Genomic DNA, 22,989 nt, shown 5'->3' on the forward strand with positions numbered 1-22,989 from the left:
TTGTAGAACGTGGCCGGGCTGAGACCGTGACGGCGACAGACCTCCGCCGTCGCCATCCCGGCTTCCTGCTCCTTGATCATCCCAATGATCTGCGCCTCGGTGAAGCGGCTTTTCCTCATATCGTATGCTCCTTCGTGATGAAGCAAACTCTACATCAAACCGAGGGACGTTCCGGGGGGCAGGTCACCGCCATCAGCGTCGGACAGCATAACCTGAGTCAGATGAAACCGAACTTTCCGCTCCAAAATCAGCCCGTCTGTTCCAAATCGCTCGACGGCGGACAGCTTTGCCCGCTCCCTCAGCCATGCCACCCCAAAGAAATAGGCTCGTGCCATGTAGTCATGGTCACGCAAAAGCGAGGCTTTAGCGAGCATCTCATTTGCGTTGCGAAGAACTGCTTCGCTGCAAAGCTGCAGAAGCGTCGAAGTAGACTTGGGCAGATAAATTACTCATAGGAAATCCCGACGAAACAGAAGGTAGCACAATAGTGTACGTGCGACCGGCAGCTTTGTTTCAAGCATTGACCCTTCGCTTGCAGAATTTCAGCGCAACACGCCGAATGACCGCTTCGAGAACGCCGCCGCGCAGTGCTCGGACAGTGTTTCCGGCAGCTAAGGGCCGAGGGTGTGTGAAAACTCCAAATTCGGTAATCTGCGGAGAATATTTTACTATTGAATCCGTCTGCGGCGGCCAGAATCAAAAGAAAATCTCGCCGCCGCGCCTGCGTGAGAACGTCGTTCCGGGGTCACCCGCGCTTGGTCGAGTTTTTAAACAGCCTCGGCCGTCTGTGCTCCGACCCAGTGGCTCAATAGGTGCGAAGGTATTGCGGTGCTGCCCGGTGCCCAAGGCCGCAGCGAACAGGCAACGAGGCTCGACCAACCCTACCCTTTATTTCGCGCAGTTCGGCTAAAGAGATCGTAATCCTCCGCGTTGCCACGTGGAGGCGCAATGATCGCCCACTGGACAGCCCTGACCAAAGGTCCACAATCGGTTTGATCAGCGTTTCACCACAGGCCTTCATGCAACCATTTCGCGCCATAGCCGTCTTCTACCATGTCGCGCGGCTCAACTCGATCGTAGGGGCGGCGGCGCAGCTGAACGTGACGCCTTCAGCGGTCAGCCAGCAACTCAAGGCGCTGGAGGAACAGATCGGCACGACACTCATCACGCGACGCGGGCGCAATGTCGGGCTGACCGAGGCCGGCGAGCGGTATTTCGAGATGATCTCGGACAAGGTCGAGGGGATCATGCGGGCGACCGACGCAATGCAGGGGCGTCAGCAGCAGGCGACGCTGATCATCCGCGCGACGCCCACGATTTCCTCCAAATGGCTACTCCCACGGCTGACGCGCTTCATGGAAAGGATGCCGGACACGAACCTGCGGATTGATGGCACCAACGAGCCGGTGGACTTCGCCCGCGACAATGTGGACCTGGAGATCCGGCACGGACTGGGTGGATGGCCGGGCCTTTATACCGAACCGCTGACCGAGGAACGCTTTGTGCCCGTCTGCGCGCCGGACGTGGCCGGCGCGGCGTCACTGTCGGCGGCCGACCTGCTGCGCCTGCCGCGCATCCGATCGGTCAAGGCGCAGGTTCAGTGGCAGGCCTGGGCCGAGGCGCAGGAGTTGGGGGCGGTCGCCGAGGCACGGCTGTCCTTTGACCGCTCGCATATGGCGATCGATGCGGCATGTCTGGGCCATGGCGTTGCGCTGGAAAGCGAGTTGATGATCGAAGCGGAACTGATAGCGGGGCGGCTGGTCGTGCCGGTCGCGCAGACGCCGCTGTTGCAGGTGGCAACGCAATGGCTGGTTTGTCCGCGTTCCAATCTGCAGCGTCACCGCGTGACACGCCTGATCGAATGGCTGCGAGAGGAGGCAGCCGAGTGGAGACAGACCAGTCCAGCCAACAGCTTAGAATATCTTAAATGACAAAAAGAAAGAGTAATCTCTCTTTTTGCCCGCGTCCGTCCTAACATGGCTGCAATGGGGGAGGAGCCCAAGGATCGATCGCAGGGACCCGGCGCATGGCGCATGGGGCCATGCCCGGCCCGCTGCCCGTCCCCCGTCCAGCCATATGCGCAAAAGCGCCGACAGAGGACGATCCGACATGAGCCTTTCATCCATGCTTGCGAAGCGCCACGAAGCCGGCCGCCCGATCCGGGTCGGTCTGATCGGGGCGGGGAAATTCGGCTCGATGGTGCTGGCGCAGGCGCGCAAGATTCCCGGCTATCACATCGTCGCCGTGGCGGATCTGGACGTGGGCAAGGTGCGCGGGTCGCTGGCCCGAACGGGCTGGGAGGGTGAAGAATACGCCGCGACCTCCTTCGGCGACGCGATGGACAGCGGGCGGACCTTCGTCACCGACAACGCAGCGGCACTGTGCGCCTTCGACGGGATCGAGTGCATCATCGAAGCGACCGGCCATCCGCTTGCCGGAGTGCGCCACGCCATCATGGCGATCGACGCGGGCAAGCATATCGTGATGGTCAACGTCGAGGCCGACGTGATGTGCGGCCCGATCCTCGCACAGCGTGCGCGCCAGAAAGGCGTCGTCTATTCCATGGCCTATGGCGATCAGCCGGCATTCTGCTGCGAGTTGGTGGACTGGGTCCGCTCGTCGGGTTTCGAGCTGGTGTCGGCCGGCAAGGGAATGAATTTCCGCCCGCCCTATCGCTACTCCACCCCGGACACGGTCTGGAGCTATTTCGGCTGGTCGGATGAATTCGTGGCCGCGGGTGATTTCAATCCTAAGATGTATAACTCGTTCACCGACGGCACCAAGGCCGCGATCGAGATGGCGGCAGTCGCTAACGGGACGGGATTGGATTGCCCCGATGACGGTCTGGCTTTCTATCCGGCGGGGTTGCAGGATCTTGCACAGGTTTTCAAACCGGAAGCTGATGGCGGCAGGCTGCCGCGCGCGGGTCTGACGGACATTGCAGCCAGCCGGGAGCCGGATGGGCGCGTGGTGATGAACAACATCCAATACGGCATGTTCGTGACCTTCCGGGCCCCCGACGAATACACGCGCCAGTGCTTTGCGCAATACGGCCTGCTGACGGATGACAGCGGCTGGTATGGCTCGATGTGGCGGCCCTTCCATCTGATCGGGCTGGAAACGTCCGTCTCGGTCCTCTCGGCCTGCCTGCGCGGCGAGCCCACGGGCACGGCGGTCGAGTTCCGCGGCGACGCCGTGGCGACGGCAAAGAGCAACCTGAAGGCTGGCGACTGGCTGGATGGCGAGGGTGGCTTTGCGACCTGGGCCAAGGCGGTTCCGGCGACGCTGTCGACGCGGATCAATGCGCTGCCCATTGGGCTGGCACACAAGGTCAAGCTGAAGCGGGATGTGCCGCAGGACCAGATTGTGACCTTCGACGATGTCGACATGGTCGATGATCTGGACGTGGTCGAGGTCCGCCAGGAACAGCAGCGCACGATGGCGCCCGAGCAGGTCCGCGCGGCATGAGCTATGTGGTGCTGCCATCCTTCGAGGTCGGGGAAGGCAATTTGGATGCCTTCCTGACTGCTGCACAGGCTGATGCGTTCGCCTCGCTGGCGGATGAGCCCGACTGCCTGCAGTTCGACATCGCGGTGGACCGCACCAGTTCGCCAGTGCGGGTCATCTTTTACGAGGTCTATACCGACCGCGCCGCGTTCGACCGGCATCTTGAGACGCCGCATCTCGCGGCCTTTCGCGACAGCCTGCATCTTTGTACCGAGGGGCCGGTCCAGTTTCTCAAGCGGGTCGCATCATGACGGTCGCGTTCCTCGGGACCGGACTGATGGGCGCGCCGATGTGCCGTAATCTCGTGGCGTCGGGCGCGGAGGTCCGCGCTTGGAACCGCAGCACGGACAAGGCGCAGGCCACGGGCGCTTGGGTGGCCGCGACGCCCATCAACGCGGCGGATGGCGCGGTGGCCTGCATCGTGATGCTGTCAGACGGTCCCGCCTGCCGGGATGTGCTGTTCAAACAAGGCACCGCCGCACAGCTGAAACCAGGGGCGCTGCTGATCGTGATGTCTTCGATCAGCCATCCCGAGGCACTGGAATTTGCGACCATCGCCACGGGAATGGGCCTGCGCTGGATCGATGCGCCCGTATCAGGCGGCACGCCCGCAGCCGAGGCCGGCACGCTGTCGATCATGGCAGGAGGGATGGCCGCGGACATCGAAGCCGCCCAGCCCCTGCTGGAGCCCTTGGGCCGGGTCGTCCATATCGGCCCACCCGGCACCGGCGCCCTGACCAAGCTGATCAACCAGATCACCGTCGCCAGCACCATCGCCACCGTGGCCGAGGCCATGATCCTAGCCGAGGCGGGTGGAGCCGATCCGGCTCGTGTCCGCGAGGCGCTGATGGGCGGCTTTGCGGCGTCGCGCATCATGGAACTGCACGGCCAGCGCATGATCGAGCGCAACTTCGTGCCCGGCGGGCCTGCGCGCTACCAACTGAAGGACACCACAGCCGCGCGGCAGGTGGCCATAGGCCTGGGCCTTGAATTGCCGGTCCTGAACCTGGCGCATCAGCTTTTCACGGACCTCATAGCTCATGGAGGGGGCGACTTGGACCACGCGGCGCTGCTGCTGGAACTGCGGCGGCGCAATGGACTGACGGACTGACAAGGGCATTCGCCCGCAATACCTGGGGAGGAGACGACATGACTTTCACCACAACCCGCCGCGCCCTGACGCGCAGCCTGGCCGCGATGGCCCTGATTGGCACCGCCTTGACGACGCTGCCGGGGGCAGCTTTGGCCGAGGTTTCACTCCGGCTTGCAGTGCCGGACCCCGCCACCAGCTCGGTCGGGCGCGCGGCGACGCGGTTTTCCGAACTGGTCGCCGAGAAGACCGAGGGCGAGGTCACGATCGAGGTCTTTCCGGATGGCGTCCTGTTCGGGGGCGATCAGAACGCCGCGATCAACCAGCTTGGCTCGGGTGCGCTGGACGGCCTGATCCTGGCCAGTTCAGTCTATGCCTCGTTCGAGCCGCGGATGAACGCCATCTCGCTGCCCTATCTTTTCGAGGATTACGACCAGCTTCAGGCTTATTTGGGCGGTGAACCCGGCGACGAGCTGAAAGGCTCTCTGGACCGGCTCAGCATCCACGGCCTTGGCTTCTTCCTACGGACGTTCCGCAACGTGACCACGCGCGAGACCCCGATCACCACGGCCGAGGACTTCAGCGGCCTGACCCTGCGCACGCCGAACAACACGCTGTTCGTCGCGCTGTTTGAGGCGCTCGGCGCGAACCCGACGCCGATGGCCTTTTCGGAAGTCTATTCGGCGCTGCAACTGCGCGCCATCGACGGGCAGGAAAACCCGGTCGAGGTGCCGCTGAACAATCGCTTCTCCGAGGTGCAGGGGCACCTGAACATGACCCGGCATGTCGCTGACAGCTTTCTGTTGGCCTTGTCTGACAGCGCTTGGCAACGCATCCCCGAGGACGACCGAGCCGCCGTTCAGGAAGCAGCCGGCGAGATGATTGCCGAACATGACGCCGAAGAGATCGCGGCCGAACAGGACATCATCGCCCAACTGCAAGAGCAGGGGATGCAGGTCAACGAATTCGCCGAGGGCGAGTTGGCCCGCGTGCAGGAGATCGCACGTGGCATCTATCCTCAGTTCGAAGAGCAGATCGGCGCCGAGTTCATGACAAGAAGTCTAGAGTTCGTCCAGCAGTAACAGCATTTTGCCCGCCGCACCTTGTGCGGCGGGAGCATCAGGGGGAGGGATGGGATGACTGGACTGGACAGACTGATATGGCGCGCCGTGGATGTCGTGATCCTGCTCGCGGTGTTGGGAATGGTAGCGCTGATCTCTTTGCAGGTCGGCTCGCGCCTAGCTAGCATCTCGGTGCCTTGGACCGAAGAGTTGTCGCGTTTCTTGTTCATATGGACGATCTGGATGGGGCTTGCAGCCTCGTTCCGCACCGGGGCGCACCCATCGCTGCAGCTGATCCCCGAGACCGCGCCACGCCTATTGCTGCTGATCATGCGCATTGCTCAGGTTCTGGCCTGCGTCACGTTGTTCACGGTTGTCGGCTGGCACGGCTGGTCGCTTCTGAACCAGCAGATCCGCTTCGGTGAGCAATCCCCGATCCTGCAGGTCGGCATGTGGTGGGCGACGTTGCCGCTGGTCTTGGGCTCGGGCCTTGCGATCCTTGGGGCGTTGCTGGACAGCCTGCGCCCCTTGTCCCCACCCCCGACGGAGTCCGCGCCATGAGCCTCACGCTTCTTGCCGTCTTCTTCACCCTTGCCATCCTTGGCGTGCCCCTGTCGGTGGCGCTCGGCCTCGGAACGCTGTCGGTCCTGTGGTGGTTCGAGCTGCCAATCAGCATGATCACGCAGCGCATGGCCACGTCTATTAACTCGTTCCTGCTGATCGCCGTGCCGCTGTTCATCATGGCTGGCCTGATCATGGAACGCGGCGGTCTGTCCGAGCGAATATTCGACGCTGCGCAATCCCTGATCGGCCGCTTCCGCGGCGGGCTCGGACAGGTCAACATCGCCTCGTCCTTCGTCTTCGGCGGCATCTCGGGATCATCAGTGGCCGATATCGCAAGCCTCGGGCCGATCACGATCCGCTCAATGACCTCTCGCGGCTATCCGCTGGACTATTCAGCCGCGCTGACGCTGATCACCGCCACGCTCGCGACATTGGTGCCACCCTCGATCCTGATCATCATCGCGGCCTCGGCTGCGGGGCTTTCGGTCGGGGGCGCGCTGGCCGGCGGCCTTGGTCCGGGCATCCTTCTGGCGGTGGCGCTGGCGCTTTACAACTACTGGATCTCTCGTCGGAATGGCTATGGTGCGCGGATGGCCTGGGACGGGCGACAGGCAGTCCGGGCGCTGCTGCGCGCCGCGCCCTCGGTTGGAGCGCCGATCATCATCCTGACGGGCATGTTCTCGGGCATCGTCACGCCGACCGAGGCGGCGGGTCTTGCCGTCCTCTATACGCTGCTGATCGCGGGGCTAATCCATCGTGAGATCGGCTGGCGCGACATGCTGGAGCTGGCGATTGGGGCGGGGCGGACCGCCGGAGCAGTTCTGCTGATCCTGATGGTCGCCAGCGCTGCGACCTATATCTTCACCATCGATCAGCTGCCGCGGAAGGCGTCCTCTCTTCTGGCCTTCTTCGACGCCTCGGGCTTCATGGTGCTGATCCTGATGGGCATCGTCTTCCTGATCGTCGGGATGCTGATGGACATCGTCGCCGCCGCGCTGATGTTGATCCCGGTTTTGTTGCCCGCAGCCGTGCAGGCTGGCGTCGATCCGATGCATTTCCTCGTGTTCATGAGCGCGGCGCTCGCCGTGGGTCTCGCCTCGCCGCCCGTGGGAACTTGCTTGTTTGCGACTGCCTACGTCGCCCGCCTGCCGATGCAGGCGCTGGTCCGCGCAGCGCTGCCGTTCTACGTCATCAACATCATCGTGCTGGTGATCGTCGCCGCACTACCGCAAATCGTCCTGTGGCCGGTATGGCTGCTGACATGACAGGCGTCGCCTATGTCGTAATGGGCGTCTCAGGCTGTGGCAAAAGCACGGTTGGTCAAGTGCTCGCCGCGCGGCTGGGTCTGGACTTTCGCGATGGTGACGAACTGCACCCACCGGCCAACATCGCAAAAATGGTCCATGGAGAGCCCTTGACGGATTTCGATCGTAAGCCGTGGTTGCGCGCGGTTGGCGCTGAGCTTCGACCCGGCACCGTTATGGCGTGCTCGGCCCTTCGCCGCCGTTACCGCGACCTGTTGCGTGAGGTTGCGCCGGGAGATGTGCTGTTCATCTACCTGCACGGCACGCGAGAGATCCTGATCGAGCGAATGCGCCACCGCAATGGCCACTTCATGCCGATCGCCCTTTTTGACAGCCAGGTTGCGACGCTGGAAGAGCCGGGACGGGATGAACGGCATCTCAGAGTTGGCATCGCGCCGCCGACGGCAGAAATCGTGGAGGCGATCGTTTCATTAGTTGGAAAATAGCGAGCTGTTCAGCCGAGAAGGCTGCAGAAACCAGGGGCCTCCGGTTTGGGGAAGCTGCGTCGCAGCAACTGATATGGGCTGAACGACTGCTTTGGGCCGGCCGCGCCGAAGCAAGTCTGACCGTCGAAAGGGGCGGAAAGCAGACTCGCGGCGGCGCTGCGTGGCGTCCGCGGCATCAGACCAAAGCGGACGTTAAAGCGACACAAGGACAGCTGAGCCTTGTGTCGACGAGAACGGCCGATTGCTCCGGTCGAAGCCTCCGACCGCGCGCAGATCCCTGAACGCGACATCTCCGGCTTGCCTTGCCTCTCGGCAGATCGATGAAAGACGAGGTTCTGGCTGGAAGGCCGATGCTCTATGCTTATGGTATCATCGCAAAGGACTGTCGAACATGGACAATGCTCTCCTCGCCTCCGTCTCAGGTCTCCCAGCCTTCCTTCTTTACATGGGGGTCGCGATAGGCCTGTTCCTGGCTTTTATGAAGATCTACGCGATGGTGACGCCCCATGACGAGCACGCGCTGATCCGCGCCAACAATCCTGCCGCGTCGATTTCCTACGGCGGCGCCATGATTGGCTTCGTGCTGCCGATCGCCTCGGCGGTCCAGAACTCCATCAGCCTTCTCGATGTCGTGGTCTGGGGCGTGGTGGCCGGCGTCCTGCAGATCCTCTGCTTTCTGGTCTTTCGCCTGTTCCACCGCGATATTGTGACCCGGATCGAGCAGGGTGAGACCGCAGCCGCGATGCACCTCGCGGCAGCAAGTCTGTCGGTGGGCCTTCTCAATGCTGCGGCCATGACTTATTGAGGCTCGTCTTCATCGGCCGCTCCCGATCAGGCCTTTAGTCTGCCACAGGCGGTCCGGCACCTGCTGCTTGCAAGCTCTCCGATGTGACAGACCAGACCGCTATCTTCGATAGGGTATGCCCGCATGGTGCAGCTGCGGTATGGCTTCATCTTCCACCGATTTGTCAGGCTCGGGATTGATGATGCTTCGTCCCGCACGACAGACATTGTCTGGACAATATGGCGGCGGCAGGTCTGGGCGCCCGGTCCGGCGTCGCTACAACGCAGCGGTGCCGCGCCCTCTGCTGGCCAAGTCAGGCCGGCAATGAAGTCTGATCCGGCGAATGCGTCCACATTGCTCCAGCGTAGCGCGAAGGTTGCGATCTGCTTGTCTGCGGCTACACGAAGTTCTTGGCTGAAGGCTTGGCCGACCTCAGCCGACCAAGCAGCGTTCAAAGGTCGATACCCTCCGACAGGGACAGCGCATCATCCAGATCGACACCTAGATATCTTACCGTGCTGTCCATCTTGGTATGCCCCAAGAGCAATTGGACGGCGCGAAGGTTGCCTGTCTTCTTGTAGATCTGGGCGACCTTCGTGCGCCGCATCGAATGCGTCCCGTATGCACTGGGTTCAAGCTCGATGGATAGCACCCATTCGCGCATAATGCGTGCGTATTGACGGGTGGACAGGTGGGGGTTGGAGTGGACCCGACTTGGCCAGAGATACTCGCAGCCGATCATTTCCGGATCCTTGATCCATCGCTCCAGGGACAGGCGCGTAGTCTCGGTGATCTCGAAGCGGACAGGTTTGCGGGTCTTGCTTTGCGTGACCGCGGCACGATCTTTGACGCGGCCCGCAGCATAGACGTCGTTCACTTTCAAGCAGACGAGATCGCAGCCCCGGAGCTTGCTATCGATGGCCATGTTGAACAGCGCGAGATCACGCGTGTTTTCCGCCATTTCCAGCCGAACACGGATGGACCAGACATGCTTCGGCAACAGTGGGCGCTTCTGGCCGACGATGCGCCCCTTGTTCCACGGCGCGCGAACGAAACTAAGGGCTGGCAGGGTTACGATGGACATGGTGTCTCTCCCGTCCTCCGAACCCACCACGTCCTCGGCCCTGCCGACGCCGGATTGTAACACGACAATCAATCAGGACCCATGAATAATGGGCGGCGTAGCGGCCTTGGATATCCGAGCTCGCCGCTTGTGTGTGGATCGTTCCCGAAGAAGCTGTTTCCGCCACGGGCGACGTAGATCGACGTAAAAAGCCCATCAGACACATTCGCCGCTCTTGCATGGAACGCAGGCGCAACAAGACTACGCGGCCTATTCCTACCGTTCGACACCGCAGCGCGGTTTGTGCTCCTTTTGATCTTTACGCGTCCTTTACGCGTGTAGCCCGGATGCTGCATAGCATCCTTACGCGGCCTTGGAGGAATGTCGGACAACAACAATCATTACGGGGTTTCCCATGTCCGACATCATCTACCTGACGCTTGGCGCGGGTGGCTTTCTGGCCTTCATGGCCGGGATCCACGCGCTGGCCCGCATGTGACGGGGGCCTAGATGTTCGATCTGATCATCGGCCTTGCCGTAGCGGCAGGGCTTTTCGGCTATCTGGTCACGGCGCTTATGCGCCCTGACCGTTTCTGATCGGGGGGCTCAGATGCCATCTGATTATCTGGTTTTTGCTCTCTATGCTGCGGTGACGGTGGGACTTGCCTGGATGCTGGCAGGTTACATGCACCGCGTTTTTTCTGGTCAGCGCGTTTGGACAACCCCTGTCATCGCGCCTGTGGAGCGGGCCTTCCTGTCCGCCGCCGGCACCGGCCCGGAGCGGGTCCAGGGCTGGACGGGCTATGCGATGGCCGTTCTGGTCTTCAACCTTGCCGGCTTCCTGTTCCTCTACGCCGTCCTGCGGATGCAAGGGATGCTGCCGGGCAACCCCGAGGGGATCGGCCCGATATCGGCGGATCTGGCGTTCAACACGGCGGTCAGCTTTGTCACCAATACCAACTGGCAGGCCTATTCCGGCGAGGTGCAGCTGTCCTATCTGGCGCAGATGGTCGGGCTGACCGTGCAGAACTTTGTCTCGGCCGCCACCGGCATGGCCGTGGCTGTGGCTGTGATCCGCGGCTTTGTCGCGACCGGCACCGGCAAGCTGGGCAACTTCTGGGTCGATCTGACCCGGTCGGTGCTTTACGTGCTGCTGCCGCTGTCGATCCTCGCCGCTGTGGTGCTGATCTGGCAGGGCGTGCCGCAATCGCTTGGCGCCTATGTGCGCGCCACCACGCTGGAGGGCGCGCAGCAGGTCATCGCCCAAGGCCCCGCTGCCAGCCAGATCGCCATCAAGCAGCTGGGCACCAATGGCGGCGGCTTCTTCGGCGTGAACTCGGCCCATCCGCTGGAGAACCCGACGATCCTGTCGAACATGATCCAGTCGGTCTATATCCTGCTGATCCCGGTCGCGTTCTGTTTCCTGTTCGGCCGCATGGTGGGCGATCGCCGTCAGGGCTGGGCTATCTTTGCCGCCATGGGCGTGCTGTTCGTCGCGGGCCTGCTGCTGATCAATGCCCCCGAACAGGCGGGCAATCCGCTGCTGACCGAGGCCACCGGCATCACCGGCCCGAACATGGAGGGCAAGGAAGTCCGCTTTGGCGCCACGCTCTCCGCGCTCTGGGCGCAGTCGACCACGGCAGCCTCGAACGGCTCGGTCAATGCGATGCATGACAGCTTCATGCCGCTGTCGGGCCTGGTCATGCTGCTGAACATGCAGATCGGCGAGGTCATCTTCGGCGGCGTCGGCGCAGGCTTCTACGGTATGCTGCTGTATGTCGTGCTGGCGGTGTTCCTGGCCGGGCTGATGGTCGGGCGCACGCCCGAATACCTGGGCAAGAAGATCGAGGGGCGCGAGGTCACGCTGGCCGTGCTGGCCTTCCTGTCGATGCCGGTGGGCATCCTGGTCTTCGGCGCGCTGGCCGCCACGGTGCCCTCGGCACTGAGCGCGGTGCAGGATGCCGGGCCGCATGGCCTGTCCGAGATCCTCTATGCCTACAGTTCCGCCACCGGCAACAACGGCTCGGCCTTTGCAGGCTACGGGGCAGCGGCGCCGTTCCACACCACCCTGCAGGGCATCGCCATGCTGCTGGGACGCTATGCGATCATCATCCCGATGCTGGCCGTGGCGGGCGCGCTGTCGGTCAAGACCCCGGCGCCGGCGACCGCAGGCACCTTCCCCACGCATGGCCCGCTGTTCGTGGTGCTGCTGACGCTCACCGTGCTGATCCTGGGCGCGCTGACCTTCTTTCCGGCCCTGGTCCTGGGCCCCATCGCCGAGCATGTGTCGATGCTGGGCGGGCAAAGTTTCTGAGGAAATCCCATGTCCAAGCAATCCCTTCCCGTGCCGTCGATGACGGCGCTGGCCCCGGCGGCGGCGCGTCAGGCGCTGGCCAAGCTGGCGCCTAGACTGCTGCTGAAGAACCCGGTGATCTTCGCCACCGCCGTGGTGGCGGCGATGGTCACCCTCCTTGGCCTGCGCGATCTGGCGACCGGCGTGCCCGGCGCCGGGGCGGCCGTGCAGATCGCCGTCTGGCTGTGGGCCGCGGTCCTGATCTCGAACTTCGCCGAGGCGCTGGCCGAGGGTCGCGGCCGCGCGCGCGCCGACAGCCTGCGCGCGACCAAGACGGACACCATGGTCCGCGTCCTGGCCAGCCCCGACAGCGCTCATGACAGCGCCACGATGGTCTCGTCCGCCACCTTGAAGCGGGGCCAGATCCTGCTGGTGGTCGCGGGCGACATCATCCCGGCGGATGCGGATGTGGTGCAGGGCGTCGCCTCGGTCGATGAAAGTGCCATCACGGGCGAAAGCGCACCGGTGATCCGCGAATCCGGCGGCGATTTCAGCTCGGTCACCGGCGGCACGCGGATCGTCTCCGACTGGCTGGTGCTGCGCGTCACGTCCGAGCCGGGGCGCAGTTTCCTTGACCGCATGATCGCGCTGGTCGAGGGCGCCGAACGCGCCAAGACCCCGAACGAGATCGCACTGAACATCCTGCTGGCGGGTCTGACGCTGATCTTCCTGCTGGTCGTGGTCACGCTGGAGCCCTTCGCCCGCTATTCCGGCACATCGATCCCGGTGGTGTTTCTGGCGGCGCTGTTCGTGACGCTGATCCCCACCACCATCGGCGGGCTTCTGTCGGCCATCGGCATCGCCGGCATGGACCGTCTGGCCCGCGCAAATGTGGTCGCCAAGTCGGGCAGGGCGGTCGAGGCCGCGGGCGACGTGGACGTGCTGCTGCTGGACAAGACCGGCACGATCACCTTTGGCAACCGCATGGCCGATGCGCTGATCCCGGCGCAGGGCGTCAGCGAGGCCGAACTGGCCCGCGCGGCCCTGGTCGCCAGCCGCGCCGACGACACGCCCGAGGGCAAGTCGATCGTCGAGCTGGCGCGCAAGCTGCCCGGCGCCAATGCCGCCATGGCGGATGTGGCGGAGGCCATCGCGTTCTCGGCCCAAGCCCGCCTGTCGGGCGCGGACCTGACCGATGGCACGCAGCTGCGCAAGGGCTCGGTCGAGGCGATCCTGCGCCAGACCGGCGCCGCGATGGATGCCGGCCTTGCGGCCTCTGTCGATCAGATCGCACGGTCGGGCGGCACGCCTTTGCTGGTGTCGCAAGGCAACCGCATCATGGGCGCCGTGCATCTCAAGGACATTATCAAGCCCGGTGTGCGCGAGCGGTTCGCCGAGTTGCGCGCCATGGGTATCCGCACGGTGATGATCACGGGCGACAACCCCCTGACCGCCGCCGCCATCGCCGCCGAGGCCGGCGTTGACGATTTCCTGGCCGAGGCCACGCCCGAGGCCAAGCTGGAGCTGATCCGAAGTGAGCAGGCCAAGGGCCAGCTGGTTGCAATGTGTGGGGATGGCAGCAACGACGCGCCCGCGCTGGCGCAGGCCGATGTGGGCGTCGCGATGAACTCGGGCACCTCGGCAGCCAAGGAGGCTGCGAACCTGATCGACCTGGACAGCGACCCGACTAAGCTGATCGAGGTCGTGCTGGTCGGCAAGCAGCTGCTGATCAGTCGGGGCGCGCTGACCACCTTCAGCATCGCCAATGACGTGGCCAAGTATTTCGCCATCCTGCCCGCGCTGTTCATCGCGGCCTATCCCGGGCTGGCGGTCCTGAACTTGATGGGGCTGCAAAGCGCCTCCAGCGCGATCCTGTCGGCGGTGATCTTCAACGCGCTGGTCATCCTGGCGCTGATCCCGCTGGCGCTGCGCGGCGTGAAATATGCGCCCTCAAGCGCCGCTGCGCTGCTGCGGCGCAATCTGACGATCTATGGCCTTGGCGGCCTGATCGTTCCCTTTCTGGGCATCAAGGTCATCGACGCGGCCGTGAACGCCCTGGGTTTGGTGTAAGAGGAACCCCATGAACGACCATATCCGCCCCGCTCTTGTCACCCTCGGCCTGATGGTCGGGCTGACCGGGCTGGCTTACCCCCTGGCCATCACCGGGCTGGGACAGGCGCTGATGCCCGCACAGGCCAATGCCAGCCTGATCACGCGCGAGGACCAGATCGTCGGCTCGGCGCTGGTGGGGCAGGCCTTCGCCACGCCCGGCTATCTGCACCCGCGCCCTTCGGCGGTCGATTACGACGCGGCCGCGGCGGGGGCGTCCAATCTGGGGCCGACCAGCGCGCCGATGCTGGCCGACCAGACGGCGCGCGCCTCGGCCTATGCCGCCGAAAACGACACCGATCGCGTGCCCGTAGATGCCGTGACCACCTCGGCCAGCGGACTGGACCCGCATGTTTCGCCCGAGAATGCCGCCGCGCAGGCAGGCCGGATTGCCGAGGCGCGGGGTGTCCCGGTAGCCGAGGTTCGGGCGCTGATCGACGCGCAGACGCAGGCCCCTTGGCTGGGCCTGTTCGGGGAACCGCGCGTCAATGTGCTGCTGGTCAATCTGGCGCTTGACGCGGCCTTGCCGCAAGGCACCACTGGTCCGGCAACCGAAGGCTGATCCATGACGGCGACCGATCTGCGCCCCGAACCCGACGCGCTGCTGGCGCAGGCTAGACGCGAGGGGCGCGGGCGGCTGAAGATCTTTCTGGGCGCCGCCCCCGGCGTGGGCAAGACATATGCCATGCTGGAGGCCGCCCGCCGCCTGCGCGCCGATGGCGCGGATGTCGTGGCGGCCGTGGTCGAGACGCATGGCCGCGCCGAGACCGAGGCGCTGCTGCAGGGTCTGGACCTGCTGCCGAAGCGCGCGCAGTTCTATCGCGACCGCATCCTGCACGAGATGGACCTGGAGGCCCTGCTGGAACGCCGCCCTCAGCTTGCGCTGATCGACGAGCTGGCCCACAGCAACATCCCCGGCAGCCGCCACGACAAGCGCTGGCAGGATGTCGAGGAGGTTCTGGCCGCCGGGATCGACGTGCTGACCACCATGAACGTCCAGCATCTGGAGACGCTGAACGACCGCGTGGCGCGCATCTCGGGCGTGCGGGTGCGCGAGACGGTGCCCGACGCCGTTCTGGACCGCGCCGACGAGGTCGAGCTGGTCGATCTACCGACCGAAGAGCTGATCGCGCGGCTGCGCGCGGGCAAGGTCTATGTCCAGGATCAGATCGCGCGGGCGGTTCAGAACTTCTTCTCCAAGGGCAACCTGACGGCCCTGCGCGAAATGGCCATGCGCGCCGCCGCCGACCGGGTGGACGCGCAGTTGCAGGAACACATGCGCGCCAATGCCATTGGTGGCCCATGGCCCGCGCAGGAGCGCATCCTGGTCGCGCTGACGGAAAGCCCGGTCGCGCGCACGCTGGTCAGGACCGCCAAGCGGATGGCGGATCGCGCCCGGGTGGACTGGATCGCGGTGACCGTCACCTCGGCCACCCCGTCCGGACTGCCCGAGGCGGATCGCGATGCCCTGGCGCAAGCCCTGCGTCTGGCGGACCGGTTGGGCGCCGAGGTCGCCACACTGCACGCGGCAGGACCCATTGCCGATGAGATCCTGGACTATGCGCGGCGCCGCAATGTCAGCCGCATCCTGCTGGGCCGCGCGCGCCCCCGACCGTGGTGGCGCCGCATCGGCCGCGAGGACGTCGCCCGCGCCGTCACAAACCAGGGCCGGGATTTCGAGGTGACGGTCGTCTCGGACCCCGACCGGGGCCGCAGCCCCGCGCCGATCCGGGTCTGGTCGGTCGACCGCGATCCGCGCGCCTATGGCAAGGCGACGCTGACGGTGCTCGCGGCGGGCCTTCTGGCCTTGGCCTCGGACCGGATCTTTCCGGTCACCTCCCTGTCGCTGATCTTCATGACCGGTGTGATCGTGGTTGCGGTCCGGCAGGGGCTGTGGCCCTCGCTTTACGCATCCTTTCTCAGCTTCCTGACCTACAACTTCTTCTTCACCGATCCGCGCAACACGTTTTTCGTGATCCGCCAAGACCAGATCATGACGCTGGTGCTGTTCCTTGTCGCATCGGCGCTAACCGGCAACCTGGCCGCGCGCCTGCGCGACCGTGCCATGGCACAGCGCGACATCGCCATGCGAACGAACCTGCTTTACGATTTCGCACGTCAGGTGGCGGGTGCGGGCTCCTCGGTCGCTGTGCTGGACGCTGCCACCAGCCATGTCAGCGCTGCCTTGGGCTGCGACACGGTGCTGATGCGACCCGGCCCCCTGGGCCGCCCGGTGATCGAGGCTGCCGAACCAGCACGCGATACATTGGATCTTCGTGATGCCTCTGCTGCCGATTATGCCTGGACGCATGGCGAGGATGCCGGGCGCGGCTCGGGCACCCTGCCTGCCAGCCGTTGGCTGTTCGTGCCCGTGGGCAAGGGTAACAAGCGTCAGGCAGTCTTGGGCATTGCTTTTCCGGACGGGCGCAGCCTTGCGCCCATGGATCGCCGTCTAATGGACGCCATGACCGACCAAATCGGTGTGGCGTTGGAACGCATCGCGCTGCAAAGCGATTTGGAACAGGCACTGGTCACCTCCGAGGCGGAACGCCTGCGGGCGGCGCTGCTCTCCTCGGTCAGCCACGATCTGCGCACGCCGCTGGTGTCGATCATTGGTGCTGCGTCGTCATTGGCTGATCCGACTTTGGAGCTGTCAGCCCCCGCCCGGGCGACAATGGCCGAGACAATCCGAGAGGAAGGCGAGCGGTTGGACCGTTACATCCAGAATTTGCTGGACATGACCCGTCTCGGCCATGGGGCACTGGTTCCAAAGCGCGTGCCCGCCGATTTGCGCGAAATTGCAGGAAGCGCGCGCCACCGCCTGCGGAATGCACTCAGCAGGCACCAAATCGAAGTGACCGTGCCCGTCGACATCCCCACAGTTCTGGTCGATCCTCTTCTGATCGAGCAGGTTGTGATGAACCTGCTGGATAACGCAGCAAAATATGCGCCGGATGGCAGTTCGATTCATGTGACAGCACATGCCGAGGACGGATCGGCCAAGCTTTCGGTCATCGATGATGGCCCCGGCATACCAGCTGACGCGCGCGAGAAAGTTTTCGACATGTTTTATCGCGTCGGCGAAGGCGATAGTCAGCGAGCCGGCACCGGTCTCGGTCTTGCCATCGCACGGGGCATTGTCGAGGCTCATGGCGGGCGGATTTCAGCACATGCGGCAAAGGCTGAAGGCCGCGGCACACGCATGACCCTGACTCTGCCCCTGTCTGCAAAGGACACTCCTGCATGACCCTACCCGCCCGCATCCTGATCATCGACGACGAGGCACCGATCCGCCGTTTCCTGCGCGTGGCGCTGGAGGCCGAGGGCCATCACGTCACCGAGGCGGCCTCGGGCCGGGCAGGCATCGAAGCCGCCGTTATGATCACCCCGGAAGCGGTGATCCTGGACCTGGGGTTGCCCGACATTGACGGGTTCGAGGTTCTTGCCCGCCTACGCGACTGGAGCCAGGTCCCGGTTCTGGTCCTGTCTGTCCGCGCGTCCGAGGGTGACAAGGTCGCGCTTCTGGATGCGGGCGCGCAGGATTACATGACAAAGCCATTCAGCATCGGTGAATTGCTTGCACGCCTGCGCGGACTTCTGCGCGATCGGGCGACGGCCACGCCGCAGGGCGCCGTGCTTCATGTCGCCGATCTGACCATCGACGCCGCGACCCGCAGCGTCTTGAAGGCGGGATCGGCCATCCACCTAACCCGCAAGGAATTCGACCTGCTCTGGCTTCTGGCATCGAATGCCGGTCGGCTGGTCACGCAAGGGATGGCGTTAGAACAGGTCTGGGGCCCTGCTCATCTGGAAGACAGTCAGTATCTGCGTGTCTTTATCCGCCAACTCAGGGCCAAGATTGGCGATGATGCCGGAAACCCGAAGTTCATCTTTACCGAAGCCGGCGTTGGTTACCGGTTCGCGAGCGGCTGACGTAAGCCGTCAGGTTGCCTGAATGTGGGTATTCAGACGAAACCCTCGCTCTCATCACATAAGGACACTTTACTACAACCGGCAAGCAGTAGATCGGCGAGTGAGACGTCATTACCGCATTTCCCTGCGGGCCGGATTAATCATATGCCACGCAAGCTTTCGAATGTCGTCCTTGTCGTTGCTTTTGGCATTCGGGATTGGCTGCAATGCTCCGCGCAGCGAGCTGCACCGCCTTTCCGCAAACAATATGCCGGCAGACTGATCTCACTGAATCTCGCGCCAACGTCCGGTTTGGGAAAGCTGCATCGCAGCACCGCATGAATTACGACCGACCGCAAAGGGCCGCCTGCGTTGTTGACCTTATCTTTCCAGAAAGCCCTAGTGGGATGATGCTGCGATTTGGCCCGCTACGGAAGGCCCTACGCGTCTATCATCAGCGCTTCCATCGGTTGCCACCCTCGTCGCGGCATCCGGTCTTGGGCGTCGAACGCGAACCAGCAGCCGCCACCTCCGGGCCCCTGATCGAAGCATCGATCGATCCCGCTGCCCGATAAGGCGCAGAACAGCAGGGTGCCGACACCGCCATGGCCGACAACAAGAACGTCGCCCTCTTGCGGACCTGCAAGACACGCTTCGACCTCGGTCACGATGCGACGTTGCGCATCCTCCGCCGTCTCCCACCCGCGCACGCTTTTCGTGGGTTCGGCAAAGAACTGATCGGCCACCGTCTCGAATTCGCTTGGGGGCAGGAAACCCGTCGCGCTGCGATCATTCTCATGCATCTTGGGCCGGATCTCCAGTGTCACGCCCAAGGCCCGGGCCAGAGGCGAGGCGGTTTCGATCGCCTTGGTCTCATCGCTGCTGACGACCCTGCGTGTCCCAGAAAGGGCTCCGAGCCGCGTGGCCAAGGCCGCACACATTCGCGGCCTGCCGGGCTCAGCGACCAGCACCGGACGTCCTTCAGCGGCTTGATCAGAACCTGCGGGGTGGGTCAGATAGCGAACGGTTTGAGGCATGATGGACTGGGTCGTTAATTTTGCGCTGCTCGGGACATTCAACCCGGGCCTGTCGCGGGTCAATGTGAGATCAGTTCAGCAGGGCGAGATCTCCGGGTCATGGTCACTGCAGACATCCTGAATTTTCAGTTGCGCGGCCCCGGCTGAGTTGCCAGGGCCTTTGCATTTTCATCGCCGTTGCATGCGTTCCGCACATCGGGCGACCCAATCCCGGATCGCCGACACCTCGGGCATGAGGTCCGGAAACCAGTGAAACGGCGAACTGCACAGCATGTCCGCCGCCGTGAACCGGTCCCCCAGCAGATACGGCCCCGGTTCAAGCGCCTCGGTCAATCGGGTCGTCATCGCGTCGATGTCGCGCAGCGAGGCGGTGATTGCGGGGTGGCTCAATTGCGCCCAGTGCAGGATGGTCAGGGGCTCCATCACGCCCTGATAGTAGAACAGCCACGACAGATAGGCGCCGCGTCCCACTTCGCCGGGCAAAGGGCCGAGCTTGGCGTCTGGATAGGCATCGGTCAGATACACGATGATCGCCCCGCGCTCGCGCAGCGTCTCGGCGCCATCGACAAGATAGGGGACTTTCTTCTCGGGATGCGGATTGTTGGGATCAGGCTGGCCGGAACCGTCCTGTCGTGGGATGGTGACCTCGCGAATGTCGATGTCGGCCTTCAGCATCCGGACGAGGGTGGCGATCGTGTCGGATCGCGATTGGGGGGCATGATAGAGAACGGGCATGTCGGATATCCTTCCGGTTTCACTACGCCTGTTATAGCTTTGGCCTCCTGACAGAACGAGGCAGCATCAAGATGGCACGCCAGGACAGGCTGATGCGCCTCATGACGGTGCTGCGACGGCTGCCCGCCCCGGTGACTGCCGCACGGCTGGCTGAGGAGACCGAGATCTCTCGCCGGCAGCTTTACCGCGATATTGCCACGCTTCGGGCCGGCGGAGCCCTGATCGACGGTGCGGCAGGCGTCGGATATGCGCTGACCGAAGACCCCGTCCTGCCACCGCAGAGCTTTTCGCGATTGGAGATCGAGGCTCTGATGCTGGCGATCGGCAGCCTGCGCCATCTTGGCGACGCGACTCTGGAGCGCGCCGGCCGCGATGCGGTGGCGCGGATCATCGCGACCCTGCCGGATCGTCAGGCACGGCAGGCGATGCACAGCGTGATGCGGACCTGGCGTCCGACCGACATGCGTCCCGAAGTGGCGATCGACATGGACCTGTTGCGACAGGCCTGCTGGGAGGAGACCAGCCTGTGGATCCGCTATCGCGATCTCAGGAACCAGATGACCGAACGCGAGGTCTGGCCGCTTGCCATGTCCTACAGTCCCGAGGCGCTGCTGCTTTTGGGGCTTTGCCAGATGCGCCAGGACTATCGGTTTTTCCATGTCGCCCGGATCGAGGCCTTGCGACCGGGGGGAACCAGCTTCCGCCCACGCCGCGTCGAGCTGTTGCGCGGTTTCAGAACACGTCGGAGCGATGAAACGGCAGATCAGCCGGCGGACAAGGAAACGCCGTGCCCCCGAGAGCCGGGCTCGTCGTCGTCTTCATAGAAGGCCGCAACAACCGGCTCAGGTGCCGAGGGTTGGGGGGAGAAAGCGGCGCCGGTCGGACCTTTTTTGCAACATGGACGCCGCGCTGCCGACCGGCATCGTTACCCGTCAGCCCGCATCCCGGTCGACGTCGCCGTGTCGACAAGGACGGCCCGGACCTGCTGGCGCAGCCAGGCATTGGCAGGATCGCTGTCCGCGTGGGCGGCCCAGACCATGTTGACCGGGGGCAGCGACAGCGCGAAGGGCAGCGGACTGACCTCCAGCCCGAGAAGCGGGCCGTAGCGCTCGGCGATGCGCCGGGGCACGGTCGCCACGACCGGGCTGGCCTGTGCGGCGGCCAGAAGATGCATGAAGCCGGGGGCGGCCATCACCACGTCAAGATCCACGCCCGCCATCTTCAGCGCCTCCTTGATGCAGCCATGCAGGGTTTCGTTCTGCGAGATCACGGCATGCTGTGCCGACAGATAGACGTCGCGGCTGACCAAACCTGTCAGCGGCAGCAGCACCGGGTTGAAGCAGCATTCGGGCACGGACGCGCTAATGGGCCCCACCCCTGGCAGGCTGGTCAGGAATATCGAGGCCGCGGGCTATCGCGCGGATCAGATCGACGACGTAATCCTGACCCATATCCATGCCGATCACTCCGGAGGGCTGACGACCGAGGGCCGCCGCGTCTATGAGAACGCCGTTCTGCATGTCAACACGCGCGAGGCGCAGTCCTGGCTGCAGGCGAGCGCCGAGGCGCAGGCGGATGCCGCGCTCGGGCCGCAGATCACGCAGGCGAACATCGACCCCTATGTCGATGCGTGACAGTTCGAGACCTTTGCCGATGACGCGGCGCCGCTGCCCGGCTTCGGCTCGGTCCTGCGACCGGGGCACACGCCCGGCCATAGTGCCATCGTCGTGGAGAGCGGTGGCCAGACGCTGGTCTTCTGGGGCGACATTGCCCATGGCGACGTGCTGCAATTCGACCGGCCCGAGATCACGGTCGAGTTCGACATCGACCAGCCCGCCGCCGCCATCACCCGCGCCGCGGCCTTTGCCGAGGCTGCCGACCGAGGATATCTGGTCGCGGGCGCGCACCACGCCTTTCCGGGCATCGGCCATGTGCGGCGTGACGAGACGAATTACGATTGGGTGCCGCTGGTCTACAGCGCCAGCTATTGATCACCGGATCGGGCATCACCCTCCGCGGCGGTGCCCGGTCAGGGGAAAGGTCGCGCGAGCATTGACGCAAGAAGCTTTTATCTTCCCCCGGATAATCCGCTAGGATAGTCAGATGACCGCGCCCGACGCCTACAGGTTTCGCAGAGTGACACTGGGCGATCTCCCTCTGCTGAAGGCGTGGCAGTCTAATCAGCATGTTCTGGAGTGGTGGGACGCGGCCGAGCCCTATGGCGAAGCGGATTTACGTGATCCGCGTGTCACACGGTGTATCGTTTCCATCGGAAACAGGCCCTTCGCCTTCATGCAGGACTACACGGTTCACGGTTGGGCCAACCACCATTTTGCGGGCCTTCCCGCGGGGTCACGGGGAATAGATCAGTATATCGGAAAAGCCGAGATGACCGGGCTTGGACACGGATTAGCGTTTATCCGGCAGCGAATGCAAGACCTCTTCCAAGATGGGGCCCCGGTCGTTGCGACCGACCCGCACCCGATGAATAAGCGAGCTATAGCGGTCTATAAGAAGCTTGGCTTCATCGTCGTTGGATCAGTTCGGAAGACCGAATGGGGCACGATCCTTCCCATGGCTGCGAAACGGTAGGAAAACTTTCAAGCGGCGGCTTCGCCCCCCGTAGGACATGCTGCCGGTTCAATCTCGCTGCGCCGTGCTCCAACGTCCAGTGCGGGGAAGCTGCACTGCAGCGCCCATCAAGACCTGACCGGCAGGACGGGGGCCGTTCTCTAGCTCATCTGCCGATCGTCCCATCCTTCGCGGCCGCGTCTCTCACCATGGCGAGGAATGCCGAAAATCCCGCCGACGGGTAGCGCCTGCCGGGGTAATACAGGCTGAAGCCCGGTCGCGGCGGGGTCCAGTCGTCCAGCAGGCGGGTCAGCCGCCCGGCAGCGATGTCATCCGCCACGTCCTGCTCGATGAAGAACCCGATGCCGGCGCCGTCCAGGACGGCCGTGCGGGCGATGGCGGCCTCGTCCAAGGTCAGGCGACCCTGTGCTTCGATCTGGACCACCTCTCCGGCCCGCTCGAAGGACCAGCGGAACAGCGCGCCGTTCGGCAGGCGCACGCGGAGGCAATCTC

Annotated in this window: 25 protein-coding genes; 19 read left to right on the forward strand and 6 right to left on the reverse strand. The window is 64.2% G+C overall.

Features of this window, described 5'->3' with window-relative positions:
* On the reverse strand, positions 1-119 hold a 119-nt coding region (locus tag FA743_RS18420; protein WP_169308942.1), incomplete at its 3' end, for a transposase.
* 900 nt (positions 120-1,019) lie between these two features.
* On the opposite strand from FA743_RS18420, the gene FA743_RS18425 reads away from it, so the two are divergent.
* From FA743_RS18425 to FA743_RS18465, 9 genes are all read left to right on the forward strand, one after another.
* Positions 1,020-1,931 carry a LysR substrate-binding domain-containing protein gene (locus FA743_RS18425; protein WP_136887542.1) on the forward strand — a complete coding sequence of 304 codons (912 nt, stop codon included), beginning with the start codon at positions 1,020-1,022 and terminating at the stop codon, positions 1,929-1,931.
* Between the two features lie 145 nt (positions 1,932-2,076).
* Positions 2,077-3,468, forward strand: coding sequence for an NAD(P)H-dependent oxidoreductase (locus tag FA743_RS18430; RefSeq protein ID WP_246055045.1), 1,392 nt, complete (start codon positions 2,077-2,079; stop codon positions 3,466-3,468).
* Positions 3,465-3,758, forward strand: coding sequence for a putative quinol monooxygenase (locus FA743_RS18435; protein ID WP_136887543.1), 294 nt, complete (start codon positions 3,465-3,467; stop codon positions 3,756-3,758). The genes FA743_RS18430 and FA743_RS18435 overlap by 4 nt, the downstream gene beginning before the upstream one ends.
* Positions 3,755-4,618 carry an NAD(P)-dependent oxidoreductase gene (locus FA743_RS18440; RefSeq protein WP_136887544.1) on the forward strand — a complete coding sequence of 288 codons (864 nt, stop codon included), beginning with the start codon at positions 3,755-3,757 and terminating at the stop codon, positions 4,616-4,618. The genes FA743_RS18435 and FA743_RS18440 overlap by 4 nt, the downstream gene beginning before the upstream one ends.
* Before the next feature lie 38 nt (positions 4,619-4,656).
* A complete protein-coding gene (locus FA743_RS18445; protein ID WP_136887545.1) occupies positions 4,657-5,679 on the forward strand; it encodes a DctP family TRAP transporter solute-binding subunit in 1,023 nt (340 codons plus the stop codon).
* Positions 5,680-5,733: 54 nt separating this feature from the next.
* Complete coding sequence (locus tag FA743_RS18450) at positions 5,734-6,219, forward strand: TRAP transporter small permease (protein ID WP_136887546.1); 486 nt, start codon at positions 5,734-5,736, stop codon at positions 6,217-6,219.
* Positions 6,216-7,487, forward strand: a complete 1,272-nt coding sequence (locus FA743_RS18455; protein WP_136887547.1) for a TRAP transporter large permease — start codon at positions 6,216-6,218, stop codon at positions 7,485-7,487. Before FA743_RS18450 ends, FA743_RS18455 begins: the two co-directional genes overlap by 4 nt.
* Positions 7,484-7,972 carry a gluconokinase gene (locus FA743_RS18460; protein WP_169308943.1) on the forward strand — a complete coding sequence of 163 codons (489 nt, stop codon included), beginning with the start codon at positions 7,484-7,486 and terminating at the stop codon, positions 7,970-7,972. The genes FA743_RS18455 and FA743_RS18460 overlap by 4 nt, the downstream gene beginning before the upstream one ends.
* A gap of 391 nt (positions 7,973-8,363) precedes the next feature.
* Complete coding sequence (locus FA743_RS18465) at positions 8,364-8,777, forward strand: DUF350 domain-containing protein (protein WP_136887548.1); 414 nt, start codon at positions 8,364-8,366, stop codon at positions 8,775-8,777.
* A gap of 430 nt (positions 8,778-9,207) precedes the next feature.
* Here the strand turns inward: FA743_RS18465 and FA743_RS18470 are convergent, their stop codons facing one another.
* Complete coding sequence (locus tag FA743_RS18470) at positions 9,208-9,840, reverse strand: tyrosine-type recombinase/integrase (RefSeq protein WP_136887549.1); 633 nt, start codon at positions 9,838-9,840, stop codon at positions 9,208-9,210.
* A gap of 489 nt (positions 9,841-10,329) precedes the next feature.
* Here FA743_RS18470 and kdpF point away from each other — a divergent pair, with 489 nt between their 5' ends.
* The 6 genes from kdpF to FA743_RS18500 are packed head-to-tail and all read left to right on the forward strand — an operon-like array spanning position 10,330 to position 18,154.
* Positions 10,330-10,416: a K(+)-transporting ATPase subunit F gene (gene kdpF, locus FA743_RS20970; protein ID WP_136887562.1), complete on the forward strand. Its 87-nt coding sequence runs from the start codon at positions 10,330-10,332 to the stop codon at positions 10,414-10,416.
* Between the two features lie 13 nt (positions 10,417-10,429).
* On the forward strand, positions 10,430-12,133 hold the full coding sequence (gene kdpA, locus FA743_RS18480; protein WP_136887550.1) for a potassium-transporting ATPase subunit KdpA: 1,704 nt from the start codon (positions 10,430-10,432) through the stop codon (positions 12,131-12,133).
* A gap of 9 nt (positions 12,134-12,142) precedes the next feature.
* Positions 12,143-14,182 carry a potassium-transporting ATPase subunit KdpB gene (kdpB, locus tag FA743_RS18485; RefSeq protein ID WP_136887551.1) on the forward strand — a complete coding sequence of 680 codons (2,040 nt, stop codon included), beginning with the start codon at positions 12,143-12,145 and terminating at the stop codon, positions 14,180-14,182.
* A 10-nt stretch (positions 14,183-14,192) separates the two neighbouring features.
* Positions 14,193-14,783, forward strand: coding sequence for a potassium-transporting ATPase subunit KdpC (gene kdpC / locus FA743_RS18490; RefSeq protein ID WP_136887552.1), 591 nt, complete (start codon positions 14,193-14,195; stop codon positions 14,781-14,783).
* A 3-nt stretch (positions 14,784-14,786) separates the two neighbouring features.
* Positions 14,787-17,468: a sensor histidine kinase gene (locus FA743_RS18495; RefSeq protein WP_136887553.1), complete on the forward strand. Its 2,682-nt coding sequence runs from the start codon at positions 14,787-14,789 to the stop codon at positions 17,466-17,468.
* Entirely contained in the window at positions 17,465-18,154 is a 690-nt protein-coding gene (locus tag FA743_RS18500; RefSeq protein WP_136887554.1) for a response regulator, read from the forward strand. Before FA743_RS18495 ends, FA743_RS18500 begins: the two co-directional genes overlap by 4 nt.
* 419 nt (positions 18,155-18,573) lie before the next feature.
* Here FA743_RS18500 and FA743_RS18505 read toward each other — a convergent pair whose 3' ends face one another.
* Positions 18,574-19,104, reverse strand: a complete 531-nt coding sequence (locus tag FA743_RS18505) for a histidine phosphatase family protein (RefSeq protein ID WP_246055046.1) — start codon at positions 19,102-19,104, stop codon at positions 18,574-18,576.
* A gap of 234 nt (positions 19,105-19,338) precedes the next feature.
* The gene (locus tag FA743_RS18510) at positions 19,339-19,905 is read right to left on the reverse strand and encodes a glutathione S-transferase family protein (protein WP_136887556.1); all 567 of its coding nucleotides are present in this window, start codon (positions 19,903-19,905) and stop codon (positions 19,339-19,341) included.
* 71 nt (positions 19,906-19,976) lie between these two features.
* Between FA743_RS18510 and FA743_RS18515 the strand changes: the two genes are divergently transcribed.
* Positions 19,977-20,729: a helix-turn-helix transcriptional regulator gene (locus FA743_RS18515; RefSeq protein ID WP_136887557.1), complete on the forward strand. Its 753-nt coding sequence runs from the start codon at positions 19,977-19,979 to the stop codon at positions 20,727-20,729.
* Between the two features lie 101 nt (positions 20,730-20,830).
* Here FA743_RS18515 and FA743_RS18520 read toward each other — a convergent pair whose 3' ends face one another.
* Complete coding sequence (locus FA743_RS18520; protein ID WP_211242320.1) at positions 20,831-21,259, reverse strand: LysR substrate-binding domain-containing protein; 429 nt, start codon at positions 21,257-21,259, stop codon at positions 20,831-20,833.
* Between the two features lie 10 nt (positions 21,260-21,269).
* Between FA743_RS18520 and FA743_RS20505 the strand changes: the two genes are divergently transcribed.
* The 3 genes from FA743_RS20505 to FA743_RS18530 all read left to right on the forward strand — a co-directional run bounded on the left by FA743_RS20505 (position 21,270) and on the right by FA743_RS18530 (position 22,497).
* The gene (locus FA743_RS20505) at positions 21,270-21,539 is read left to right on the forward strand and encodes an MBL fold metallo-hydrolase (RefSeq protein ID WP_211242321.1); all 270 of its coding nucleotides are present in this window, start codon (positions 21,270-21,272) and stop codon (positions 21,537-21,539) included.
* Positions 21,540-21,632: 93 nt separating this feature from the next.
* Positions 21,633-21,896, forward strand: coding sequence for an MBL fold metallo-hydrolase (locus FA743_RS20510; protein WP_246055048.1), 264 nt, complete (start codon positions 21,633-21,635; stop codon positions 21,894-21,896).
* 112 nt (positions 21,897-22,008) lie between these two features.
* The gene (locus FA743_RS18530) at positions 22,009-22,497 is read left to right on the forward strand and encodes a GNAT family N-acetyltransferase (protein ID WP_136887559.1); all 489 of its coding nucleotides are present in this window, start codon (positions 22,009-22,011) and stop codon (positions 22,495-22,497) included.
* A 145-nt stretch (positions 22,498-22,642) separates the two neighbouring features.
* Here the strand turns inward: FA743_RS18530 and FA743_RS18535 are convergent.
* Positions 22,643-22,989 (reverse strand): LysR substrate-binding domain-containing protein (locus tag FA743_RS18535; RefSeq protein ID WP_246055049.1); only part of this gene is annotated, 347 nt, incomplete at its 5' end.

It is taken from the genome of Paracoccus gahaiensis (assembly GCF_005048225.1).
Classification (GTDB): domain Bacteria; phylum Pseudomonadota; class Alphaproteobacteria; order Rhodobacterales; family Rhodobacteraceae; genus Paracoccus; species Paracoccus gahaiensis.

What these genes read in the sequence shown, in the direction of transcription:
- FA743_RS18425 (WP_136887542.1), top strand. Translation starts at nt 1,020, where the DNA reads ATGCAACCATTTCGCGCCATAGCCGTCTTCTACCATGTCGCGCGGCTC.
- FA743_RS18430 (WP_246055045.1), top strand. Translation starts at nt 2,077, where the DNA reads ATGCGCAAAAGCGCCGACAGAGGACGATCCGACATGAGCCTTTCATCC.
- FA743_RS18435 (WP_136887543.1), top strand. Translation starts at nt 3,465, where the DNA reads ATGAGCTATGTGGTGCTGCCATCCTTCGAGGTCGGGGAAGGCAATTTG.
- FA743_RS18440 (WP_136887544.1), top strand. Translation starts at nt 3,755, where the DNA reads ATGACGGTCGCGTTCCTCGGGACCGGACTGATGGGCGCGCCGATGTGC.
- FA743_RS18445 (WP_136887545.1), top strand. Translation starts at nt 4,657, where the DNA reads ATGACTTTCACCACAACCCGCCGCGCCCTGACGCGCAGCCTGGCCGCG.
- FA743_RS18450 (WP_136887546.1), top strand. Translation starts at nt 5,734, where the DNA reads ATGACTGGACTGGACAGACTGATATGGCGCGCCGTGGATGTCGTGATC.
- FA743_RS18455 (WP_136887547.1), top strand. Translation starts at nt 6,216, where the DNA reads ATGAGCCTCACGCTTCTTGCCGTCTTCTTCACCCTTGCCATCCTTGGC.
- FA743_RS18460 (WP_169308943.1), top strand. Translation starts at nt 7,484, where the DNA reads ATGACAGGCGTCGCCTATGTCGTAATGGGCGTCTCAGGCTGTGGCAAA.
- FA743_RS18465 (WP_136887548.1), top strand. Translation starts at nt 8,364, where the DNA reads ATGGACAATGCTCTCCTCGCCTCCGTCTCAGGTCTCCCAGCCTTCCTT.
- FA743_RS18470 (WP_136887549.1), bottom strand. Translation starts at nt 9,840, where the DNA reads ATGTCCATCGTAACCCTGCCAGCCCTTAGTTTCGTTCGCGCGCCGTGG.
- kdpF (WP_136887562.1), top strand. Translation starts at nt 10,330, where the DNA reads ATGTTCGATCTGATCATCGGCCTTGCCGTAGCGGCAGGGCTTTTCGGC.
- kdpA (WP_136887550.1), top strand. Translation starts at nt 10,430, where the DNA reads ATGCCATCTGATTATCTGGTTTTTGCTCTCTATGCTGCGGTGACGGTG.
- kdpB (WP_136887551.1), top strand. Translation starts at nt 12,143, where the DNA reads ATGTCCAAGCAATCCCTTCCCGTGCCGTCGATGACGGCGCTGGCCCCG.
- kdpC (WP_136887552.1), top strand. Translation starts at nt 14,193, where the DNA reads ATGAACGACCATATCCGCCCCGCTCTTGTCACCCTCGGCCTGATGGTC.
- FA743_RS18495 (WP_136887553.1), top strand. Translation starts at nt 14,787, where the DNA reads ATGACGGCGACCGATCTGCGCCCCGAACCCGACGCGCTGCTGGCGCAG.
- FA743_RS18500 (WP_136887554.1), top strand. Translation starts at nt 17,465, where the DNA reads ATGACCCTACCCGCCCGCATCCTGATCATCGACGACGAGGCACCGATC.
- FA743_RS18510 (WP_136887556.1), bottom strand. Translation starts at nt 19,905, where the DNA reads ATGCCCGTTCTCTATCATGCCCCCCAATCGCGATCCGACACGATCGCC.
- FA743_RS18515 (WP_136887557.1), top strand. Translation starts at nt 19,977, where the DNA reads ATGGCACGCCAGGACAGGCTGATGCGCCTCATGACGGTGCTGCGACGG.
- FA743_RS20505 (WP_211242321.1), top strand. Translation starts at nt 21,270, where the DNA reads ATGGGCCCCACCCCTGGCAGGCTGGTCAGGAATATCGAGGCCGCGGGC.
- FA743_RS18530 (WP_136887559.1), top strand. Translation starts at nt 22,009, where the DNA reads ATGACCGCGCCCGACGCCTACAGGTTTCGCAGAGTGACACTGGGCGAT.